Here is a 16,483-nt window from a genome sequence, read left to right on the forward strand (position 1 = left end):
CACCACGCACACCGACAGAGCGGCTGCGCTCCACGCAGGACATCACCGTCGACATGACCGATACGCACCCTTCTGTCGCTTATATCGTGTCTGCGCCGACCCCCTGACCGGAGGCCGACCTACCGCTCACTAACCTGGAGCAAGTGAGCGATGTGAGTGAGACGAACACCCCGCAGTCCCCGCAGCCCTTCCCGGGCGCGCAGTCCGCACCTGTGGCGCAGCAGTTCCAGGGCCCGCAGACGGTCGAGCCGTTCCTGGGGGCGCAGGCCGCACAGCCGGTCCACCCCGCCCTGCAGCCGGTGCCGCTGTTCCCGGTCCCGCAGCCCGGGCGGGTGCCGATGCAGCCGTCGTACGCACAGCCGCTCCAGCCCGCCCAGCCCATGGGGCCCGCGCAGCCCGTAGCGTCTGCGCATACCCCGCCGGGACCCCAGACGCTGCAGTACCGGTTCGACGGGCCGCAGGACGCCCCCGTCCTCGTCATCGGCCCCTCGCTGGGCACCACCTGGCACATGTGGGACCGCCAGATACCCGAGCTCTCGCAGCACTGGCGGGTCTTCCGTTTCGACCTGCCGGGGCACGGCGGCGCCCCCGCCCACCCCGCCACCGCCGTCGGCGAACTGTCCGACCGGCTGCTGGCCACCCTCGACAGCCTCGGCGTCCAGCGCTTCGGGTACGCGGGCTGCTCCATCGGCGGCGCCATCGGCGCCGACCTCGCACTGCGGCATCCGCACCGGGTCGCCGCGCTCGCCCTGGTCGCGGCCTCGCCCCGGTTCGGCAGCGCCGACGAGTTCCGCCAACGCGGCGTGATCGTCCGTACCAACGGCCTGGAGCCGATGGCGCGCAGCGCACCGGAGCACTGGTTCACCCCCGGCTTCGCCGCCGCCCAGGCCGCCATCGTCGAGTGGGCCGTCCAGATGGTGCGGACCACCGACCCCGGCTGCTACATCGCCGCCTGCGAGGCCCTCGCCGCGTTCGACATCCGCAGCGAACTCGGCCGCATCGGCGTCCCGACCCTCGTCCTCGTCGGTGCCGAGGACCGGATCACCGGGCCCGCCGAGGCCCGCACCCTGGTCGCGGGCATTCCGGACGCCCGGCTCGCCCTCGTCCCCGGCGCCTCGCACCTCGCGCCCGTCGAGCAGCCCGCCGCGGTCACCGACCTGCTCCTCACCCACTTCTCCACGAGCTGGCAGGACACTCTCGCCGCCATCCCCGTCCCGGGCTCCGGCCCCGCGCTCTCGGCCCCCGTACTGCCCCTTGCGGAGATCGCCCCCGCCACGGCCGCGCCCGAGGCCGCGGCAGCCGGCCGCCGCGACCCGTACGACCCGGGCATGAGGGTCCGCCGCGAGGTGCTCGGCGACGCCCATGTCGACCAGGTGATGGCCGGGTCCGACGATTTCACCGGCGAGTTCCAGGAGCTCGTCACGCGCTACGCCTGGGGTGAGACCTGGACCCGGGAGGGCCTCGACCGCCGGGCCCGCAGCTGCGTCACGCTCACCGCACTGGTCACCTCCGGCCACCTGGAGGGGTTCGCCCCGCACGTCAGGGCCGCCCTGCGCAACGGGCTGACCCCCGCGGAGATCAAGGAAGTGCTGCTGCAGACCGCCGTGTACTGCGGCATCCCGGCCGCGGGCGCCGCCTTCGCCATCGCCCAGTCCGTGATTCAGGAAGAAACAACGCCCCGGCCGTAGCAGGATGGGCGCCATGAATGCTGCGAACCCCGTGCACCTGACCCTGACCAAGAAGACGCACTCCTGCATCCGGCTGGAGAAGGACGGGCGGACGCTCGTCATCGACCCGGGCGGCTTCTCGGAGCAGGACGCGGCCCTCGGCGCCGACGCGATGCTCGTGACGCACGAGCACGCCGACCACTTCGACGAAGGCCGGCTGCGGGCCGGCCTGGAGGCCAACCCGGCGGCGGAGATCTGGACCCTGCGCAGCGTCGCCGAACAGCTCTCCGCCGCCTTCCCCGGCCGGGTCCACACGGTCGGCCACGGCGACACGTTCACCGCCGCCGGCTTCGACGTACAGGTGCACGGTGAGCTGCACGCGGTGATCCACCCCGACATCCCGCGGATCACCAACATCGGCTTTCTGGTGGACGGTTCGCTCTTCCACCCCGGGGACGCGCTCACGGTGCCCGACCACCCCGTCGACACGCTGATGCTTCCGGTGATGGCCCCCTGGAACAAGATCTCCGAGGTCATCGACTACGTGCGCGAGGTCAAGCCGCGCCGCGCGATCGACATCCACGACGCGCTGCTCACCGATCTCGCGCGCCCGGTCTACGACCACCAGATCGGCAGCCTCGGCGGTGCCGACCACGGCCGGCTGACCCCCGGGGACTCGACCGGTCTGTGACCGGCGCCGGTCCGGCGACTGTCAGTGGGAGCCGCTAGGTTTACGTACATGCGCATCGCCACGTGGAACGTCAATTCGATCACCGCCCGCCTCCCGCGGCTGCTGGCCTGGCTGGAGAGCACCGGCACGGACGTGCTGTGCATCCAGGAGACCAAGTGCACGGCCGAGCAGTTCCCGGCGGACGAGCTGCGCGAGCTCGGCTACGAGTCCGCGGTCAACGCCACAGGCCGGTGGAACGGCGTGGCGCTGCTCTCCCGGGTCGGCCTGGCCGACGTCGTCATGGGGCTGCCCGACGGCCCCGACTACGAGGGCGTGCAGGAGCCCCGGGCCATCTCCGCGACCTGCGGACCGGTCCGCCTCTGGTCGGTCTACGTGCCGAACGGCCGCGAGATCGAGCACCCGCACTACGCGTACAAGCTGCGCTGGTTCGAGGCCTTGCAGAAGGCGGTGGCTGCGGACGCGGCGGGCTCGCAGCCGTTCGCGGTGCTGGGCGATTTCAACGTGGCCCCGACCGACGAGGACGTCTGGGACCCGGCGCTGTTCGAGGGCGCCACCCATGTCACCCCCGCCGAGCGCGCCGCCCTCGCCGCGCTGCGCGAGGAGGGCCTGTCGGACGTCATGCCGCGCCCGCTCAAGTACGACCGTCCGTACACCTTCTGGGACTACCGCGAGCTGCGCTTCCCGAAGAACAAGGGCATGCGGATCGACCTGGTCTACGGCAACGCCCTGTTCACCGCGGCGGTCGAGGACAGCTATGTGGATCGCGAGGAGCGCAAGGGCAAGGGCGCGTCCGACCATGCGCCGGTCGTCGTCGACCTGAAGCTGTGACCGGCGGCCGGTGACGTACGACCGGCCCTCGCACCGCCCCTGAGCGCGCCGTCCGGCCTGAACCGGAGGACGGGCCCTACGGCGTCTCCAGGTGCGGCGCGTGGGTCCGGACCGCGTCCAGCACCTGCCGCTTGGACGGGTTGACCATCGAGTGGCCGGCCACGGACACCGTGGGGACGGTCTCGTTCCCGTCGGCGACCGAGCGGACGAACGCCGCCGCCTCGGGATCCCGCCAGATGTTCACCTCGGTGTAGGTGAGACGGCTGAACCGCAACCGCAGCCGCAGCTTCATGCAGTACGGGCAGCCGGGCCGCCAGTAGACGACCATGCCGTCGCGGTTCTCGGCCATTGGGGTCCCCCGTTCGCGCAAGCGTGGAGAAGAGCCTAACCCGCCCGGCCGGGCGGCGTTGTCAGTGGCCGCCGATAGCGTGGTTCCTGTCATTGTCCCGCTTGCTGGCTGCTTGCGATGACTCGGACCGCCCCGCCCGTTCAGCGCCGGGCGGGGCGTCATGAAGAGCCCCGAGGCGCACCCGGTCGCCCGTTCGGCGGTAGTGGGAGGCGCGCGAGACGGCGCGCGGGCAGGAGCGCGCACCGGATTCATTCCTCGAACGACAGGCCGCGCGCCCTGTGGTGCGTATCCCGGCCGGGATGCGACCCTGAGTGGTATGAACATCCCTTTCTTGGACAACTGGCGCAAGCGTCACGACGGTACGCGCGGGGCGGGCCTCGCGGCGGCTGTCGAGGTCGACCCGGAGGGCGTTGCCGAGCTGCTCGCCGAGTGCGCGCTGCTGCGTGTCCGAGTGGGGCAGCGGGGACTCGAACTCGATGACACACCGGCCTCGTTGGCTGCGCTCGACCAGCTGCCGCCCCTCTGGCGGGACGACCCCGAGGAGCTGCCCTGGCTGGGCAACGACGCCGGGCTGTACCTCGGCACCGTCCTGGTGCGCAATACCCCGGCGGCGGCCTGGCACATCTGGCCGAGCGGTCAGCCCGTGGTGCGGCTCGCCTCCGGGCGGGAGATCGATGTCGTCACGGCCGGGCTCGACTGGGCCATGACCGGCAGCCCGGAACTCTCGCAGGTGTACGCGGAGTCGGCAGAAGGATAGAAATACCGCCAGAACCACATAAAACGCCTTATGCCCCCTTTATGCGTGTCGGGTACGAAGTCCCTTATCGGGATGGATAGTTTGCGCTGACTCGACACAGCGATAAGTGGGTAGGGCAGCGTATGGCCGTCGATCCGTTGATCGAGCTGCGGGACGTCAACAAGTACTACGGAAAGTTGCACGTACTGCAGAACATCAATCTCACCGTCGGCCGCGGGGAGGTGGTGGTGGTCATCGGCCCCTCCGGCTCCGGCAAATCAACGCTCTGCCGGACCATCAACAGACTCGAGACGATCGAGTCGGGCCACATCATCATCGACGGCAGACCTCTCCCCGAGGAGGGGAAGGGACTCGCGCAGCTGCGCGCCGAAGTCGGCATGGTCTTCCAGTCGTTCAATCTGTTCGCGCACAAGACCGTGCTGGCCAATGTCTCGCTCGCCCCGCTCAAGGTCCGCAAGCGCAAGAAGGACGAGTGCGACGCACGGTCCCGGGAGCTCCTGGAGCGGGTCGGCCTCGCCTCCCAGGCCGACAAGTTCCCCGCCCAGCTCTCCGGCGGCCAGCAGCAGCGGGTGGCCATCGCCCGCGCTCTCGCGATGGATCCCAAGGCGCTCCTCTTCGACGAGCCGACCTCCGCGCTCGACCCGGAGATGATCAACGAGGTGCTGGAAGTCATGCAGCAGCTCGCCCGGGACGGCATGACCATGGTCGTCGTCACGCACGAGATGGGATTCGCCAGGTCCGCAGCCAACCGCGTGGTCTTCATGGCCGACGGACGCATCGTCGAGGACCGCACCCCCGAGGCGTTCTTCACCGCCCCGGAGAGCGAGCGCGCCAAGGACTTCCTGTCCAAGATCCTCAAGCACTGACGGGCGGCTTCCAGTTGCGTACGAGAAAAGTACTGGCCGCCTGTGCGGGGCTCCTGCTGGCCGTCCTCGCCGTCGGCTGCGGCAAGGAGGGCAGCCCTCCGGTGAAGGGGCCGCGGGCCGGACAGCTGCCCGTGTACAAGGTCGACACGGGCTTCCGGTTGCCCGGGTCGACGACCTGGACGAAGGCGAAGAAGCGCGGCTACTTCCGGGTCGGGGCCAAGGAGGACCAGCCGTTCCTGGGCGAGAAGGACCCGGCCACCGGTGTCTACTCCGGCTTCGACATCGAGATCGCCAGAATGATGTCCGCCTCGCTGGGCTTCGACCCGAAGACGATCCACTTCAGGACGATCGCCTCGGCCAACCGCGAGACCGCGCTGCAGAACGGCCAGATCGACTACTACGTCGGCACCTACACCATCAACGCGATGCGCAAGAAGCTCGTCGGCTTCGCCGGGCCCTACTTCATGGCCGGGCAGTCGCTGCTCGTCCGCACGGACGAGCACGACATCAACGGCCCGCAGGACCTGGCCGGCCGGACCGTCTGCTCGGCAGCCGGCTCGACCCCGTACCAGCGGATCGCGGCCGACTATCCGAAGGCGATCCTGGTCGCCTACGACACGTACTCGATCTGCGTCGACAACCTGCTGACCTACCAGGTCGACGCCGTCACCACCGACGACGCCATCCTGCTGGGCTTCGCAGCCAAGGCACCGACGGAGCTGAAGCTGGTCGGCAAGCCCTTCTCCGAGGAGCCGTACGGCATCGGCGTACCGCGCAGCGACAACGCGCTCCGGTTCGCACTCAACGACGCACTCGAGGCGAACGAGAAGAACGGCAACTGGAAGAAGGCGTTCGAGGCCACCCTCGGCCTGTCCGGCGTGCCCGCACCGACTCCGCCGCCCATCGACCGCTACCCGGCGAACTGAGGGGACGGGCCACACCATGGACGTACTCACACAGAACTTCTCGACCTACGGCGAAGGCTTCCTCGGCACTCTCGAACTCACCGTCTTCGCCTCGATCCTGGCACTGGTACTCGGCTTCGTCATGGCCTCGTTCCGGGTCGCGCCCGTCGGCTCGCTCCGGGTGTTCGGCACGGTCTGGGTGGCGGTGCTGCGCAACACGCCGCTGACCCTGCTCTTCTTCGCCGTGCTGCTCGGCCTGCCGCGCTTCGGCCTGGTCCTGCCGTTCAAGGTCTTCGCCGTCCTCGCGCTCGGCTGCTACACCTCCGCGTTCATCTGCGAGGCACTGCGCTCCGGCATCAACACCGTGCCGCAGGGCCAGGGCGAGGCCGCCCGCAGCCTCGGCATGACCTTCAGCCAGACACTCGGATCCGTCGTGCTGCCGCAGGCGTTCCGCACGGTGATCCCGCCGGTCGGCTCGACACTCATCGCCCTCGCCAAGAACTCGGCCATCGCCGGCGCGTTCAGCGTCACCGAGCTGCTCGGTACCTACAAGACACTCAACGAGCTGGGCTACAACATCATCTGGACCTTCGTCTGGATCGCCGTCGGCTACCTGATCATCACCCTGTCCATCAGCGCGCTCTTCAATCTGATGGAGAAGCACTGGGGAGTCGCCCGATGACCACCCACGCCCCCCGGGCCACCGCGCTCTACGACCTCCCGGGCCCGGTCACCCGCAAACGCCACCGGGTGTACGGGATCGTCTCGATGGTCCTGATCGTCGCCCTGGTCGGCTGGATCATCTATCTGCTCTTCCACACGGGGCAGTTCACCAGCACCAAGTGGACCCCCTTCGTGTACAAGGGCATCCAGGAACTCCTGCTGCGAGGACTCGGCAACACCCTCAAGGCGTTCGCGTACGCCGCGGTGCTCTCGCTGCTCCTCGGCGCGGTCCTGGCCGTCGGGCGGCTGTCCGAACACCGGGTCGTGCGCTGGGTCTCCACGCTTCTCGTCGAGTTCTTCCGGGCCATGCCCGTCCTGGTGATGATCTTCTTCATCTTCGTGGCGCTGAAGGTGCAACCGCTGCCCGCGCTGGTCGCCGGACTGACCCTCTACAACGGCTCGGTGCTCGCCGAGGTGTTCCGCACCGGGGTCAACGCGGTGGAGCGCGGCCAGCGCGAGGCCGCCTACGCACTCGGCATGCGCAAGGCGCAGGTCATGTCGTTCGTGCTGGCCCCGCAGGCGGTGCGCGCCATGCTCCCGGCCATCATCAGCCAGTTGGTGGTGGCGCTGAAGGACACCTCGCTCGGCTACCTGATCACGTACGAGGAATTCCTCCACGCCGGGAAGCTGATCGCGTCCAACCTCGATTACGATCTGCCCTTCATCCCCGTGGTGATGGTGATCTCACCGATCTACATCGGGATGTGCATGCTGCTCTCCTGGTTCGCCACCTGGGTGGCCAAGCGGGAGCGGCGCAACCCGAAGACGGAGGCCGTGGAGGTCGCACCGGCCGAACCAGGAACGCTGCTGCCGGGAGTGCAGTAGCCCGGACCGGCCGTACAGCGGTCCGGAGGAGCGGTGCCCGCCCGGCAGCAGCCGGTGATCACTTCTCGCGCGACGGGACGGAGAGGTACGAGGGGTCCGTGTCCGGCGAGGAGAAGGTCAGCTGTGAGCCGGCCGGGTTGTGCTCGATGTACAGCGGGTCGACGGTGTCGATCACCAGGGCGAGCCGGTGACCGGCCGGAAGGTCGTAGGCCGTGGAGAACAGCTCCAGGTCGACGGCGAACGGCCGTCCCGGCGTCCGTCCGTGGAAGGTATAGGGGGCGTTGCTGATCAGCTTGCCGAGGCCGAGCGGCCCCTCGTCGTAGAGATACGCGACGAGGGTGCCGCTCTCCTTGTCGGCTGTGACCGTGGTGTGGAGTGTCGCGGTACCGCGGATGTGCTGCGCGGAGGTGTACCGCCCGGACTGCCAGACGGCTGCGAAGGTGCGCGGCAGCAGCGGGATCGAGGCGACCGGCGGCAGCTTCACGAACTGGTCGAGGGCGTTCGACAGCATGACGATGCCGCCATCGGCGCCCGAGTCGACGTTCGCGTAGACCTTCTTCGTACCGCCGAGCGCGATCCGCTCCTTGACGGCGCCGACGGACTCCCAGTCCGGGTAGCCCTCGTAGCCGCTGCCGGTACGGGATGCGAGCTGCACCGGCTGCTCCTGGTCGATGCCGTTGCGCTCGCCCTTGAGATAGCGGTCGAACCAGCGACGGGCGTCGGTCCAGGTGTCGTTGGGCAGGCCGAGCAGGCCGGTGGCCTCGGCGGTGGCGTGGTCGCCCGGGCGGAACTCCAGGCGCTTGGGGCCGCGCAGCTTCTCGTAGAACGAGGCGTACTGGTTGGGCGGGAAGATCGTGTCGCCCCACGCGTTGCCCATCATGACGGCGGCGCCATTGGCGTTGATCTCGTCCAGATAGGTGACGGGGGAGCGCTTCTTCCCCCAGGCGATCATCTCCGGTTCCCTCGCCAGGTTGGAGCCGAGGAAGTCGGTGAGGGTCCGGTTCAGTTCGTCGCTCGGGCGGCCGGTGAGCAGGCCGGCGCCACCGAGCAGTGCGGCGGCCTGGAGGTGCTGGGTACGGCCGCTGTAGATGGAGTCGATGAGGTCGGCCCAGCCGCTCAGTGCGACCACGGCCTTGATCCGCGGGTCGTGGCCGGCCGCGAGCAGGCTGATGCCCGCGCCGTACGACACACCGCCCATGCCGATGTGCTCGGGGTCGGCCGCGGTGTGGGCGAGGGCCCAGTCGATCACGGCGGAGACATCGGCGATGTCCGGCGGGCCGGCGACCTCGATCTTCCCGCCGGAGAGCCAGAAGCCGCGGGAGGTGTAACTCACCACCACGTAACCGGAGTCGGCCAGTTGCTGTGCCTGCGCGAGGTATTCGATCTGAGGCAGCCCCCAGCTGGTGGGCAGCACGATCAGCGGGTGCCTGTCGCCCGGCTTCGTACCGGCGGGTGTGAAGACATTGCCCTTGAGCGTGATCCCACCTGAGCCGGGGATGTCGTGGAACGTCAGGCTCGGGGCCGACGCCGCCACGGCGGAGGCCGCGGGCCTGGCGGCGGCCGCCGGGGCCGCGCCGAGGGTGGTTCCGGCGATCAGGGCGGCGGCAGCCGCGGTGGCCGCGGTGGTGCGCAGAGCCGGGTTGGGACGTCCCACGGGTCACTCCTCACGCGTGGCGGTGCAAAGTGACCCGACGGTAACCCTGGCCGATTACCGTTGGTAACTCCTCGGTGGGTTGCGTGAAGATAACGATTGTTGGACGCGATGTCAGTAGTGGCCGGGATCCGGAGCGGGCCGCGCGGATCAGCTGAGCGCGCTCTTCGCCTGCCAGTCGGACCAGGCCACATTCCACGCCCCGTAACCGTTGCCCTCCGCGACCGTGCCCTTGGCGTCCGCGCCACTGATCTCGAACGGGTCGCCGACCTGTGCCTTCCGGTACAGCTCCGCGGCGTTGGCATCGCTCATCCCCACGCAGCCGGAACTGTGGTTGGCGACCCCGAAGTACGCGGCGTTCCACGGCGCGGCATGGGCGTACATCCCGGACCAGGTCAGCCGCATCGACGAGTCGACCATCTTGTCGTACGCGTCGCCCAGACCGACCGTCTCGGAGCGCATGTTGATCGTGCCCTCCTTCGCCATCAGGACGGCCGTGCCCCGCCAGGACGCCTTCTCGCCTCCCGGGGTGCCGGCCGACATGGGCACGTCCATGATCGTCTGTCCGTCCCGGCGCAGCGCCAGCCGGTGCCGGTCGAGATCGACCTCGACCACCTGGTTGCGGCCGATCGTGAACGTCGTCGCGTAGTCGCGTACGAACCAGCCGCCGGACGGCCCCGAGTCGATGCCGTTGAGATCCGCGTCGAGCGTGACACGCGTCCCGGACTTCCAGTACTCCTTGGGCCGCCAGTCGATCCTGTCCTTGCCGGAGTAGTCCTGCAGCCAGCCCCAGGAGCCCTCGGTGTTGTTCGAGGTGGTGACCTTCAGCCCCCTCTCGACCGCGGCCTTGTCCTTCACCGGGTTGTCGAAGACGATCGACAGCGGCTGGGCGATGCCGACCGTGGTGTTCTTGCCGGGGGCGAGCGTCAGCTTGTTCACCTTGTCGGCCGCGGCGGTCGAGAACCCCGCGCGGTCGGTGCCACCCCCGGTGTCCGTGGCCTCGACGCTGTACTCGGTACCGGGAGCGGCGACCCGGTCCGACGTCCAGGTCCGGCCGTCGCCGGATATCCGGCCGGTGAGCCCGTCACCCTCGGCGGCGGTCACCTTCACCGTCTTCAGCTTCCCGTCGGCCAGCGCCACCGTCACGGGCTTGCCCGCGGCGGCCTTCGTGCCCTGGAGGTTCACCGTGATCCTGGTGTCCGGGGCCTTGGCGCTCCCGGCTCCCCGGCCGGGCTTCGGATCCGATGCGGCGGCGCCTCCGGAGCAGGCGGTCAGGGCGACACCGAGCACCGCCGTGCCGGCGATCAGGGTCAGCCGGGCCGGGCGGGCGAGTGGCGTGGTGCGGTGTACGTGCCGGTGTGCAGAGATCAACGGAAAAACCTCCAGGTACGCGCTTCTCATCGGCGGAGAGGCATGCATCAGACCTTAGGTTCGGTAATTCCCCGGAAAACCGTGAATTCCCTTCTATGACAAGGACCGCAGCGCAACGGTCATCGTCCGGTCACATACGCCGCGCGGATCCGTCATGGTCCGCTGTGAGCATCCTGTAAAGCCCGCCGAGCCGATCGGCCGTGCGGAAACAGGGGAGGGCCACGGACATGTCAGCGCTGCTCGCGACCGGTGACCGAAGAGGCGAACGGGGCCTACGGATACGCAGTCTCACCGCTGCGGAGCACCGGGCCCGTGTGACCGGGTGTGCCGGGGCGAGCTTTCTGCAGTACCCGTCCTGGGCCGGAGTGAAGGACCAATGGACGTCGGAAATGGTCGGATGGCACGGCGACAGCGGTGAATTGCGCGGCAGTGCTCTGGTGCTCTACCGGCAATTCCCCGGCACCCGCAAATACTTTGCCTATCTGCCGGAAGGCCCGGTGGCCGACTGGGCCGATCCCGAGATCGACCGCTGGCTGCAACCCTTGATGGCTCATCTGCGCAGGGCGGGCGCCTTCGCCGTACGGATCGGCCCCTCGCCGGCGTACCGCCGCTGGGACACCGCCCGGCTCAAGGCCGCCACCGGGCCCAGCCGAAGGGTTCGCGATGTGCTGGCCACCGAGGTGGACCCGCTCGGCACGGCCGTCGCCGAACGGCTCCGGGCGCGTGGCTGGCAGCGTTGCGGCGGGGACGGCGACGCGGGCGATGACGCGGACGCCCAGCCGCGCTATGTCTTCCAGGTGCCGCTCGCCGGACGCACCCCCGACGACCTGTGGGCGGGGCTCAACCAGGAGTGGCGCCGCAACATCCGCAAGGCGGACAAGTGCGGCGTCCGGATCGTCGTCGGCGGGGCGGCCGAACTGCCGGCCTTCCACCGGCTGCTGCGGATCACCGAGGAGCGCGACGGATTCCGGCTCGGCCGCTCCCTCGCGTACTACCAGAAGCAGTACGCGGTACTCAACGCCGAGGACCCCGGCCGGATGCAGCTCTATCTCGCCGTTCACGAGGGCGAGATCCTCGCCGCGCACACCATGATCTCCACCGGACACCGGGTCTGGTACCAGACCGGGGCGTCCGCCGACCACCGCCGCGAGGTCCGCCCCAGCAACGCCCTCCAGTGGCGGATGATGCGCGATGCGCTGGAGCTCGGCGCCGCGGTGCACGACATGCGGGGGGTACCCTCCACCCTCGACCCCGACGACCGCCCCTTCGGACTGCTGCGCTGGAAGCTCGGCACCGGCGGGGAGGTCGTCGAGACCCTCGGAGAGTGGGAGACATCGGTGGGCGGAGCCGCCAACAACGCGCTGCACCGCGCGTTCCAGGTCTATCTGGCGCGCCGGTGACCGCCACCGAGGCGGCCGGCGGGGCCGCACACGACGCGCACGACAAGGCGTCCGAGAGGCCGGGCTCGGTGTTGCGCAGTGGCGCCGTCATGGCGGCCGGCTCCGTCGTCTCACGGGTCACCGGCTTCATACGCTCGGCGGTCGTCGTCGCCGCGCTCGGCACCGGACTCCAGGCCGACGGGTACGCGGTCGCCAACACCGTCCCCAACATCCTCTACATGCTCCTCATCGGCGGCGCCCTCAACGCGGTGTTCGTCCCCGAGCTGATCCGGGCCGCCAGAGAACAAGCCGACGGCGGCGCCGCCTACACCGACCGGCTGCTCACCGCCTGTGCGGTCGGCCTCGTCGCCCTCACCGGGCTCGCTGTCGCCGGCGCGCCGCTGATCGTCGCTGTCTACACCCCCTACTCGGGTGAGCGGGCGCAGCTCACGATCGCGCTGGCCCGCTACTGCCTGCCGCAGATCCTCTTCTACGGGCTGTTCACGCTCCTCGGGCAAGTGCTGAATTCCCGTAACCGGTTCGGCGCGATGATGTGGACCCCGGTCCTCAACAACCTCGTGATCATTGCCGTTTTCGGTCTGTATCTGGGCGTCGCGGCAGGCTCCGACACCACGCTGACCTCCGCGCATGCCCAGTTGCTGGGGTGGGGGACGACGGCCGGGATCGCCGTGCAGACGCTGGCCCTGGTGCCCGCGCTGCGGGCCGCGAAGTTCCGCTGGAGGCCCCGGTTCGACTGGCGGGGGAGCGGACTCACCCGGCCGCTGCGATCGGCCGGCTGGCTCGTGATGCTGGTACTGACGAACCAGGTCGCCTACTGGGTGGTGACCCGGCTCTCCACCCTCACCGGGCAGCATGCCGTGGAGCAGGGTGTGGCAGGCGGCGTGGGTTACACCGCGTACAGCTACGCCTACCAACTGTGGGTGGTGCCGCAGGGCATCATGACCGTCTCGCTGGTCACCGCACTGATGCCGCGGATGAGCCGGGCGGCGGCCGAGGGCGATCTCGCCGGGGTACGTCGCGATGTCTCGTACGCGCTGCGGACGACGGCCGCGGTGGTGGTGCCCGCAGCGGGTGCGCTGTTCGCGCTCGCGCCGTGGGTGATGGGAGCTGTGTTCGGCTACGGACGTACCGGCGCCGCGGACATCACGGTGATGGCGGGGCTGATGATGGCGTTCGCGCCGGGGCTGATCGCGTTCTCCGGGCAGTACGTGCTGTCCCGGGGGTTCTACGCGATGGGCGACACCCGTACGCCGTTCCTGCTGAACCTGGTGATCGCGGGGTTCAACGCGGGGCTGTCCGGTGTCGCGTATCTGATGTTGCCCGCGCGGTGGGCGGTGACGGGGATGGCCGCGGCATACTCGGTGGCGCTGTTCGCGGGGTTCGCGGTGACCGCGTATGTGCTGCATCGCAGGGTGTCGGGCGGATCCGGCGAGCCGCGGCCTGCGCTGTGGCGGTCCTCCGGGCTGTGGGCGCACGTGCGGCTGGTGGTGGGGTGCGCGCCCGCGGGGGTGCTCGGCTACGGGGTGGCCCGCGCATGCGACGGGTTTGGGGACGTGGTGGCAGCGGCGGCGGGGGTGATGGTGCTTCTGGGGGTGGTCGGGGCGCTGGCCCGGCCGCTGCGGCTCGCCGAGGTCAGTGCCGTGCTGGCTGCGGGACGGGGCCGGCTGTGGCGTTAGCGGGAGCCTGGGCCGGCCGGTGGCCGTTCTGCCCTTGATGGTGCCGGACGGCTCGGCTGCGCCGGTCGGCTCGAAAGTGATTGTTGGGATACTGGTGCCATGCCGCGTGTGCTCTTGATCGAAGACGACCCCTCCGTACGCGAAGGGGTCGAGCTCGGGCTGCGAAGGCGCGGGCATGAGCTCCGGGCCGTGGAGACAGGGGAGGCGGGACTCGGCGCGCTGGCGGATTTCCGGCCCGATCTCGTCCTCCTCGACCTGATGCTGCCCGGCATGAACGGCGTCCAGGTCTGCCGTCGGATACGGGAGTCCAGCCAGCTGCCGATCATCATGCTGACCGCCCGCGGAGACGACTTCGATGTGGTCGTCGGGCTGGAGGCCGGCGCGGACGACTACATCGTCAAGCCGGCCCGAACCGAAGTGATCGAGGCCAGGATCCGGGCGGTGCTGCGACGGCTCGCCGAACCCGCCGGGCGCAGCGGTATCGAGTTCCACGGCGAACTGGCCGTGGACCGTGCCGGGCTGTCCGTCGCCAAGGCAGGGGAGCGGATCCTGCTCGCCCCGTCCGAACTGAAGCTGCTGCTGCATCTTTCGGCCTCTCCCGAGCAGGTCTTCAGCAGGCAGCAGCTGCTCGAGTACGTCTGGGAGCACAGCTACCACGGCGACGCGCGCCTGGTCGACGCATGTGTACGGCGATTGCGGCAGAAGATCGAGGATGTGGCGGGCAGCCCCCGGTACATCCAGACCGTCCGCGGTTTCGGCTACCGGTTCGGACCGCTCGTATGAAGCTTCTCGGCGCCCGGTTCGGTCTGCGGACCCGTCTCATATCGGCGTTTCTTCTGGTCGCGGCGATCAGCGCGATCACCACTGCGACACTGACCTACCGCGAGGCCCGGTCGGCGATCCTTCAGCAGACACAGGACACCGCGGTCGCCCAGTTCCGCGACCGGGTCACCGCGCAGCCGGTGACCCTCCCGCTGGACGCGGCCCAGCTGCAGCAGGTGTGCCAGACCCTCGCCCGGGAAGGCAAGCCGCACACCTGGTTCGTCTTCGCCGAATATGCGGACCTGCGGGTCTCGTCGTCGGACCGGTCCACCTCGAACGTGATCACACCCGAACTCCGTGCCGCTGCGCGCACCGATGAGCACGCCTCGTTCCAGCGGGTCGTCAAGAACGGCGAGCCCTGGCTGACGATCGGGATGCCCGCCATGTTCGACCGGGGCTACGGCCCGCAGCGCACCGGGCTCGTCCTCTTCGCGGTGATGCCGCTCCACCCCGAGGAGGCCAATGTCAACGCCATGGTCACCGCGGCCCGCGACGGGGCCCTGCCCGCCCTTCTCATCGCGCTGGTGCCGGCCCTGCTGGCCGCCCGCAGTGTGCTGCGCCCGGTCCGTGACCTGCGCCGGGCCGCCGCCGGGATCGGACGGGGCGAGCTCGACACCCGTATCGAGGTGAAGGGTTCCGACGAACTCGCCGAACTGGCATGGACGTTCAACGAGTCGTCCACCAAGCTCCAGCAGTCCGTGGAGGATCTCCAACGGGCGGAGGCACGGGCCCGGCGCTTCGCCTCCGACGTCTCGCACGAGCTGCGCACCCCGCTCGCGGGGATGCTTGCCGTCACCGAAGTCCTCGACGAGGACGCCGCCCATCTGAACGCCGACACCGCGGCGGCCGTCCGGCTGATCAGTGCGGAGACGGGGAAGCTGGCCACGCTCGTCGAGGACCTGATGGAGATCTCCCGCTTCGACGCGAAGGCGGCGGGCCTGCATCTCGACGAGGTCGACGTCGGCGAGACGATCCGCAAGACGCTGCAGGCCAGACGCTGGGAGGGGCAGGTCGCCACCGAACTCCCGGACGGGGTGAGGGGGGTGCTCGACCCACCCCGCTTCGATGTGATCGTCGCCAACCTGGTCGGCAACGCCCTGCGGCACGGCGCAGAGCCCGTCCGGGTACGGCTGCGGACCGAGCGGCGGGACGGGAAGGACTGGCTGGTGACGGAGGTCGAGGACAGCGGTCCGGGGATCGACCCGGCCGTTCTGCCGCACATCTTCGACCGGTTCTTCAAGGCCGACGAGGCGCGGACCCGGTCGGCGGGCAGCGGGCTCGGACTGGCTATCACGCAGGAGAACGTAAGGTTGCACGGCGGCACCGTCGACGGCGCCAACAGGCCAGGCGGCGGTGCTGTGTTCACGGTCGAGCTTCCGCTGGAGGGGGCATGAGGCGAGGGCGGGTCCTCGGCGCCCTGCTGCCGTTTGTGCTGCTGGTAACCGGGTGCGGCATCAGGTCCACGGACGTGGTCGAGGTCGGCGACGCGGCAACCGTGGAGGTGGCCGCCCCGCCCGCCCGGCAGAGCACGGTGCTGTACTTCATCTCGCCGTCGTCCCCGGGCGGACTGCTCCCCGTCATACGACGGGTCGACACGCCGTCGGCCAACGCGTCCTCGGGAACAGGGGATAACGGGCCGAGCCGCGGCAAGCAGCTCTCCATGCTGTTCAACGGTCCTTCGCCGGCGGAGAGGAGAGCCGGCCTGCGAACCGAACTCCCCATGATCAGTGACCGGGTGAGCGTGACGACGGGCAAGGAGGGGGTACGGGTCCGGCTCGCTTCCGCCGTCAACCAGCTTTCCGAACTCGCCCGGCAGCAGCTGATCTGCACCGTCGCATACGAGCGTGGCGCGCAGCAGGGCACGACGGTGACGGTGCTCGGAACCGATGGAACCATCGGGCCGGCCCGCTGCTCCGTCTGATCGCCGGGCCACCCCTGCGCAGGGGTGGGGA

General features: G+C 69.7%; 16 protein-coding genes. 13 read left to right on the forward strand and 3 right to left on the reverse strand.

Translation table 11 applies throughout. The features are described 5' to 3' along the window. Positions 1 to 380: 380 nt before the first annotated feature. Genes LRD69_RS27425 through LRD69_RS27435 form a run of 3 tightly spaced genes read left to right on the forward strand, consistent with a single transcriptional unit; the run spans position 381 to position 3,186 of the window. Entirely contained in the window at positions 381 to 1,688 is a 1,308-nt protein-coding gene (locus LRD69_RS27425; protein WP_277329895.1) for an alpha/beta fold hydrolase, read from the forward strand. Between the two features lie 13 nt (positions 1,689 to 1,701). Continuing rightward, positions 1,702 to 2,358 carry an MBL fold metallo-hydrolase gene (locus LRD69_RS27430; protein WP_277329214.1) on the forward strand — a complete coding sequence of 219 codons (657 nt, stop codon included), beginning with the start codon at positions 1,702 to 1,704 and terminating at the stop codon, positions 2,356 to 2,358. Positions 2,359 to 2,406: 48 nt separating this feature from the next. Continuing rightward, positions 2,407 to 3,186 carry an exodeoxyribonuclease III gene (locus tag LRD69_RS27435; RefSeq protein ID WP_277329215.1) on the forward strand — a complete coding sequence of 260 codons (780 nt, stop codon included), beginning with the start codon at positions 2,407 to 2,409 and terminating at the stop codon, positions 3,184 to 3,186. A 76-nt stretch (positions 3,187 to 3,262) separates the two neighbouring features. Here the strand turns inward: LRD69_RS27435 and LRD69_RS27440 are convergent, their stop codons facing one another. Continuing rightward, positions 3,263 to 3,535, reverse strand: coding sequence for a mycoredoxin (locus LRD69_RS27440; RefSeq protein ID WP_277329216.1), 273 nt, complete (start codon positions 3,533 to 3,535; stop codon positions 3,263 to 3,265). A gap of 316 nt (positions 3,536 to 3,851) precedes the next feature. On the opposite strand from LRD69_RS27440, the gene LRD69_RS27445 reads away from it, so the two are divergent. The 5 genes from LRD69_RS27445 (at position 3,852) to LRD69_RS27465 (ending at position 7,611) form a co-directional block, all read left to right on the forward strand. Continuing rightward, entirely contained in the window at positions 3,852 to 4,292 is a 441-nt protein-coding gene (locus LRD69_RS27445) for a DUF6278 family protein (RefSeq protein ID WP_277329217.1), read from the forward strand. Between the two features lie 122 nt (positions 4,293 to 4,414). Next, entirely contained in the window at positions 4,415 to 5,158 is a 744-nt protein-coding gene (locus LRD69_RS27450) for an amino acid ABC transporter ATP-binding protein (protein ID WP_277329218.1), read from the forward strand. Between the two features lie 14 nt (positions 5,159 to 5,172). Next, the gene (locus LRD69_RS27455) at positions 5,173 to 6,084 is read left to right on the forward strand and encodes a glutamate ABC transporter substrate-binding protein (RefSeq protein WP_277329219.1); all 912 of its coding nucleotides are present in this window, start codon (positions 5,173 to 5,175) and stop codon (positions 6,082 to 6,084) included. A 16-nt stretch (positions 6,085 to 6,100) separates the two neighbouring features. Continuing rightward, entirely contained in the window at positions 6,101 to 6,745 is a 645-nt protein-coding gene (locus LRD69_RS27460) for an amino acid ABC transporter permease (RefSeq protein ID WP_277329220.1), read from the forward strand. Beyond that, positions 6,742 to 7,611, forward strand: a complete 870-nt coding sequence (locus LRD69_RS27465; protein WP_277329221.1) for an amino acid ABC transporter permease — start codon at positions 6,742 to 6,744, stop codon at positions 7,609 to 7,611. The genes LRD69_RS27460 and LRD69_RS27465 overlap by 4 nt, the downstream gene beginning before the upstream one ends. 58 nt (positions 7,612 to 7,669) lie before the next feature. Here LRD69_RS27465 and LRD69_RS27470 read toward each other — a convergent pair whose 3' ends face one another. Both LRD69_RS27470 and LRD69_RS27475 read right to left on the reverse strand, forming a co-directional pair. Beyond that, positions 7,670 to 9,265: a CocE/NonD family hydrolase gene (locus LRD69_RS27470; protein ID WP_277329222.1), complete on the reverse strand. Its 1,596-nt coding sequence runs from the start codon at positions 9,263 to 9,265 to the stop codon at positions 7,670 to 7,672. Positions 9,266 to 9,412: 147 nt separating this feature from the next. Continuing rightward, positions 9,413 to 10,576: an Ig-like domain-containing protein gene (locus LRD69_RS27475; protein ID WP_277329897.1), complete on the reverse strand. Its 1,164-nt coding sequence runs from the start codon at positions 10,574 to 10,576 to the stop codon at positions 9,413 to 9,415. Between the two features lie 284 nt (positions 10,577 to 10,860). Between LRD69_RS27475 and LRD69_RS27480 the strand changes: the two genes are divergently transcribed. The 5 genes from LRD69_RS27480 to LRD69_RS27500 all read left to right on the forward strand — a co-directional run bounded on the left by LRD69_RS27480 (position 10,861) and on the right by LRD69_RS27500 (position 16,452). Beyond that, positions 10,861 to 12,033: a peptidoglycan bridge formation glycyltransferase FemA/FemB family protein gene (locus LRD69_RS27480; protein WP_277329223.1), complete on the forward strand. Its 1,173-nt coding sequence runs from the start codon at positions 10,861 to 10,863 to the stop codon at positions 12,031 to 12,033. A gap of 68 nt (positions 12,034 to 12,101) precedes the next feature. After that, a complete protein-coding gene (gene murJ / locus LRD69_RS27485; protein WP_277329898.1) occupies positions 12,102 to 13,709 on the forward strand; it encodes a murein biosynthesis integral membrane protein MurJ in 1,608 nt (535 codons plus the stop codon). 99 nt (positions 13,710 to 13,808) lie between these two features. Beyond that, positions 13,809 to 14,492: a response regulator transcription factor gene (locus LRD69_RS27490; RefSeq protein ID WP_030916745.1), complete on the forward strand. Its 684-nt coding sequence runs from the start codon at positions 13,809 to 13,811 to the stop codon at positions 14,490 to 14,492. Beyond that, the gene (locus LRD69_RS27495) at positions 14,489 to 15,925 is read left to right on the forward strand and encodes a HAMP domain-containing sensor histidine kinase (protein WP_277329224.1); all 1,437 of its coding nucleotides are present in this window, start codon (positions 14,489 to 14,491) and stop codon (positions 15,923 to 15,925) included. The genes LRD69_RS27490 and LRD69_RS27495 overlap by 4 nt, the downstream gene beginning before the upstream one ends. After that, positions 15,922 to 16,452, forward strand: coding sequence for a hypothetical protein (locus LRD69_RS27500; protein ID WP_277329225.1), 531 nt, complete (start codon positions 15,922 to 15,924; stop codon positions 16,450 to 16,452). The genes LRD69_RS27495 and LRD69_RS27500 overlap by 4 nt, the downstream gene beginning before the upstream one ends. Positions 16,453 to 16,483: the final 31 nt, after the last annotated feature.

The sequence above is a fragment of the Streptomyces sp. JH14 genome (assembly GCF_029428675.1).
In the GTDB taxonomy this organism is placed as follows: domain Bacteria; phylum Actinomycetota; class Actinomycetes; order Streptomycetales; family Streptomycetaceae; genus Streptomyces.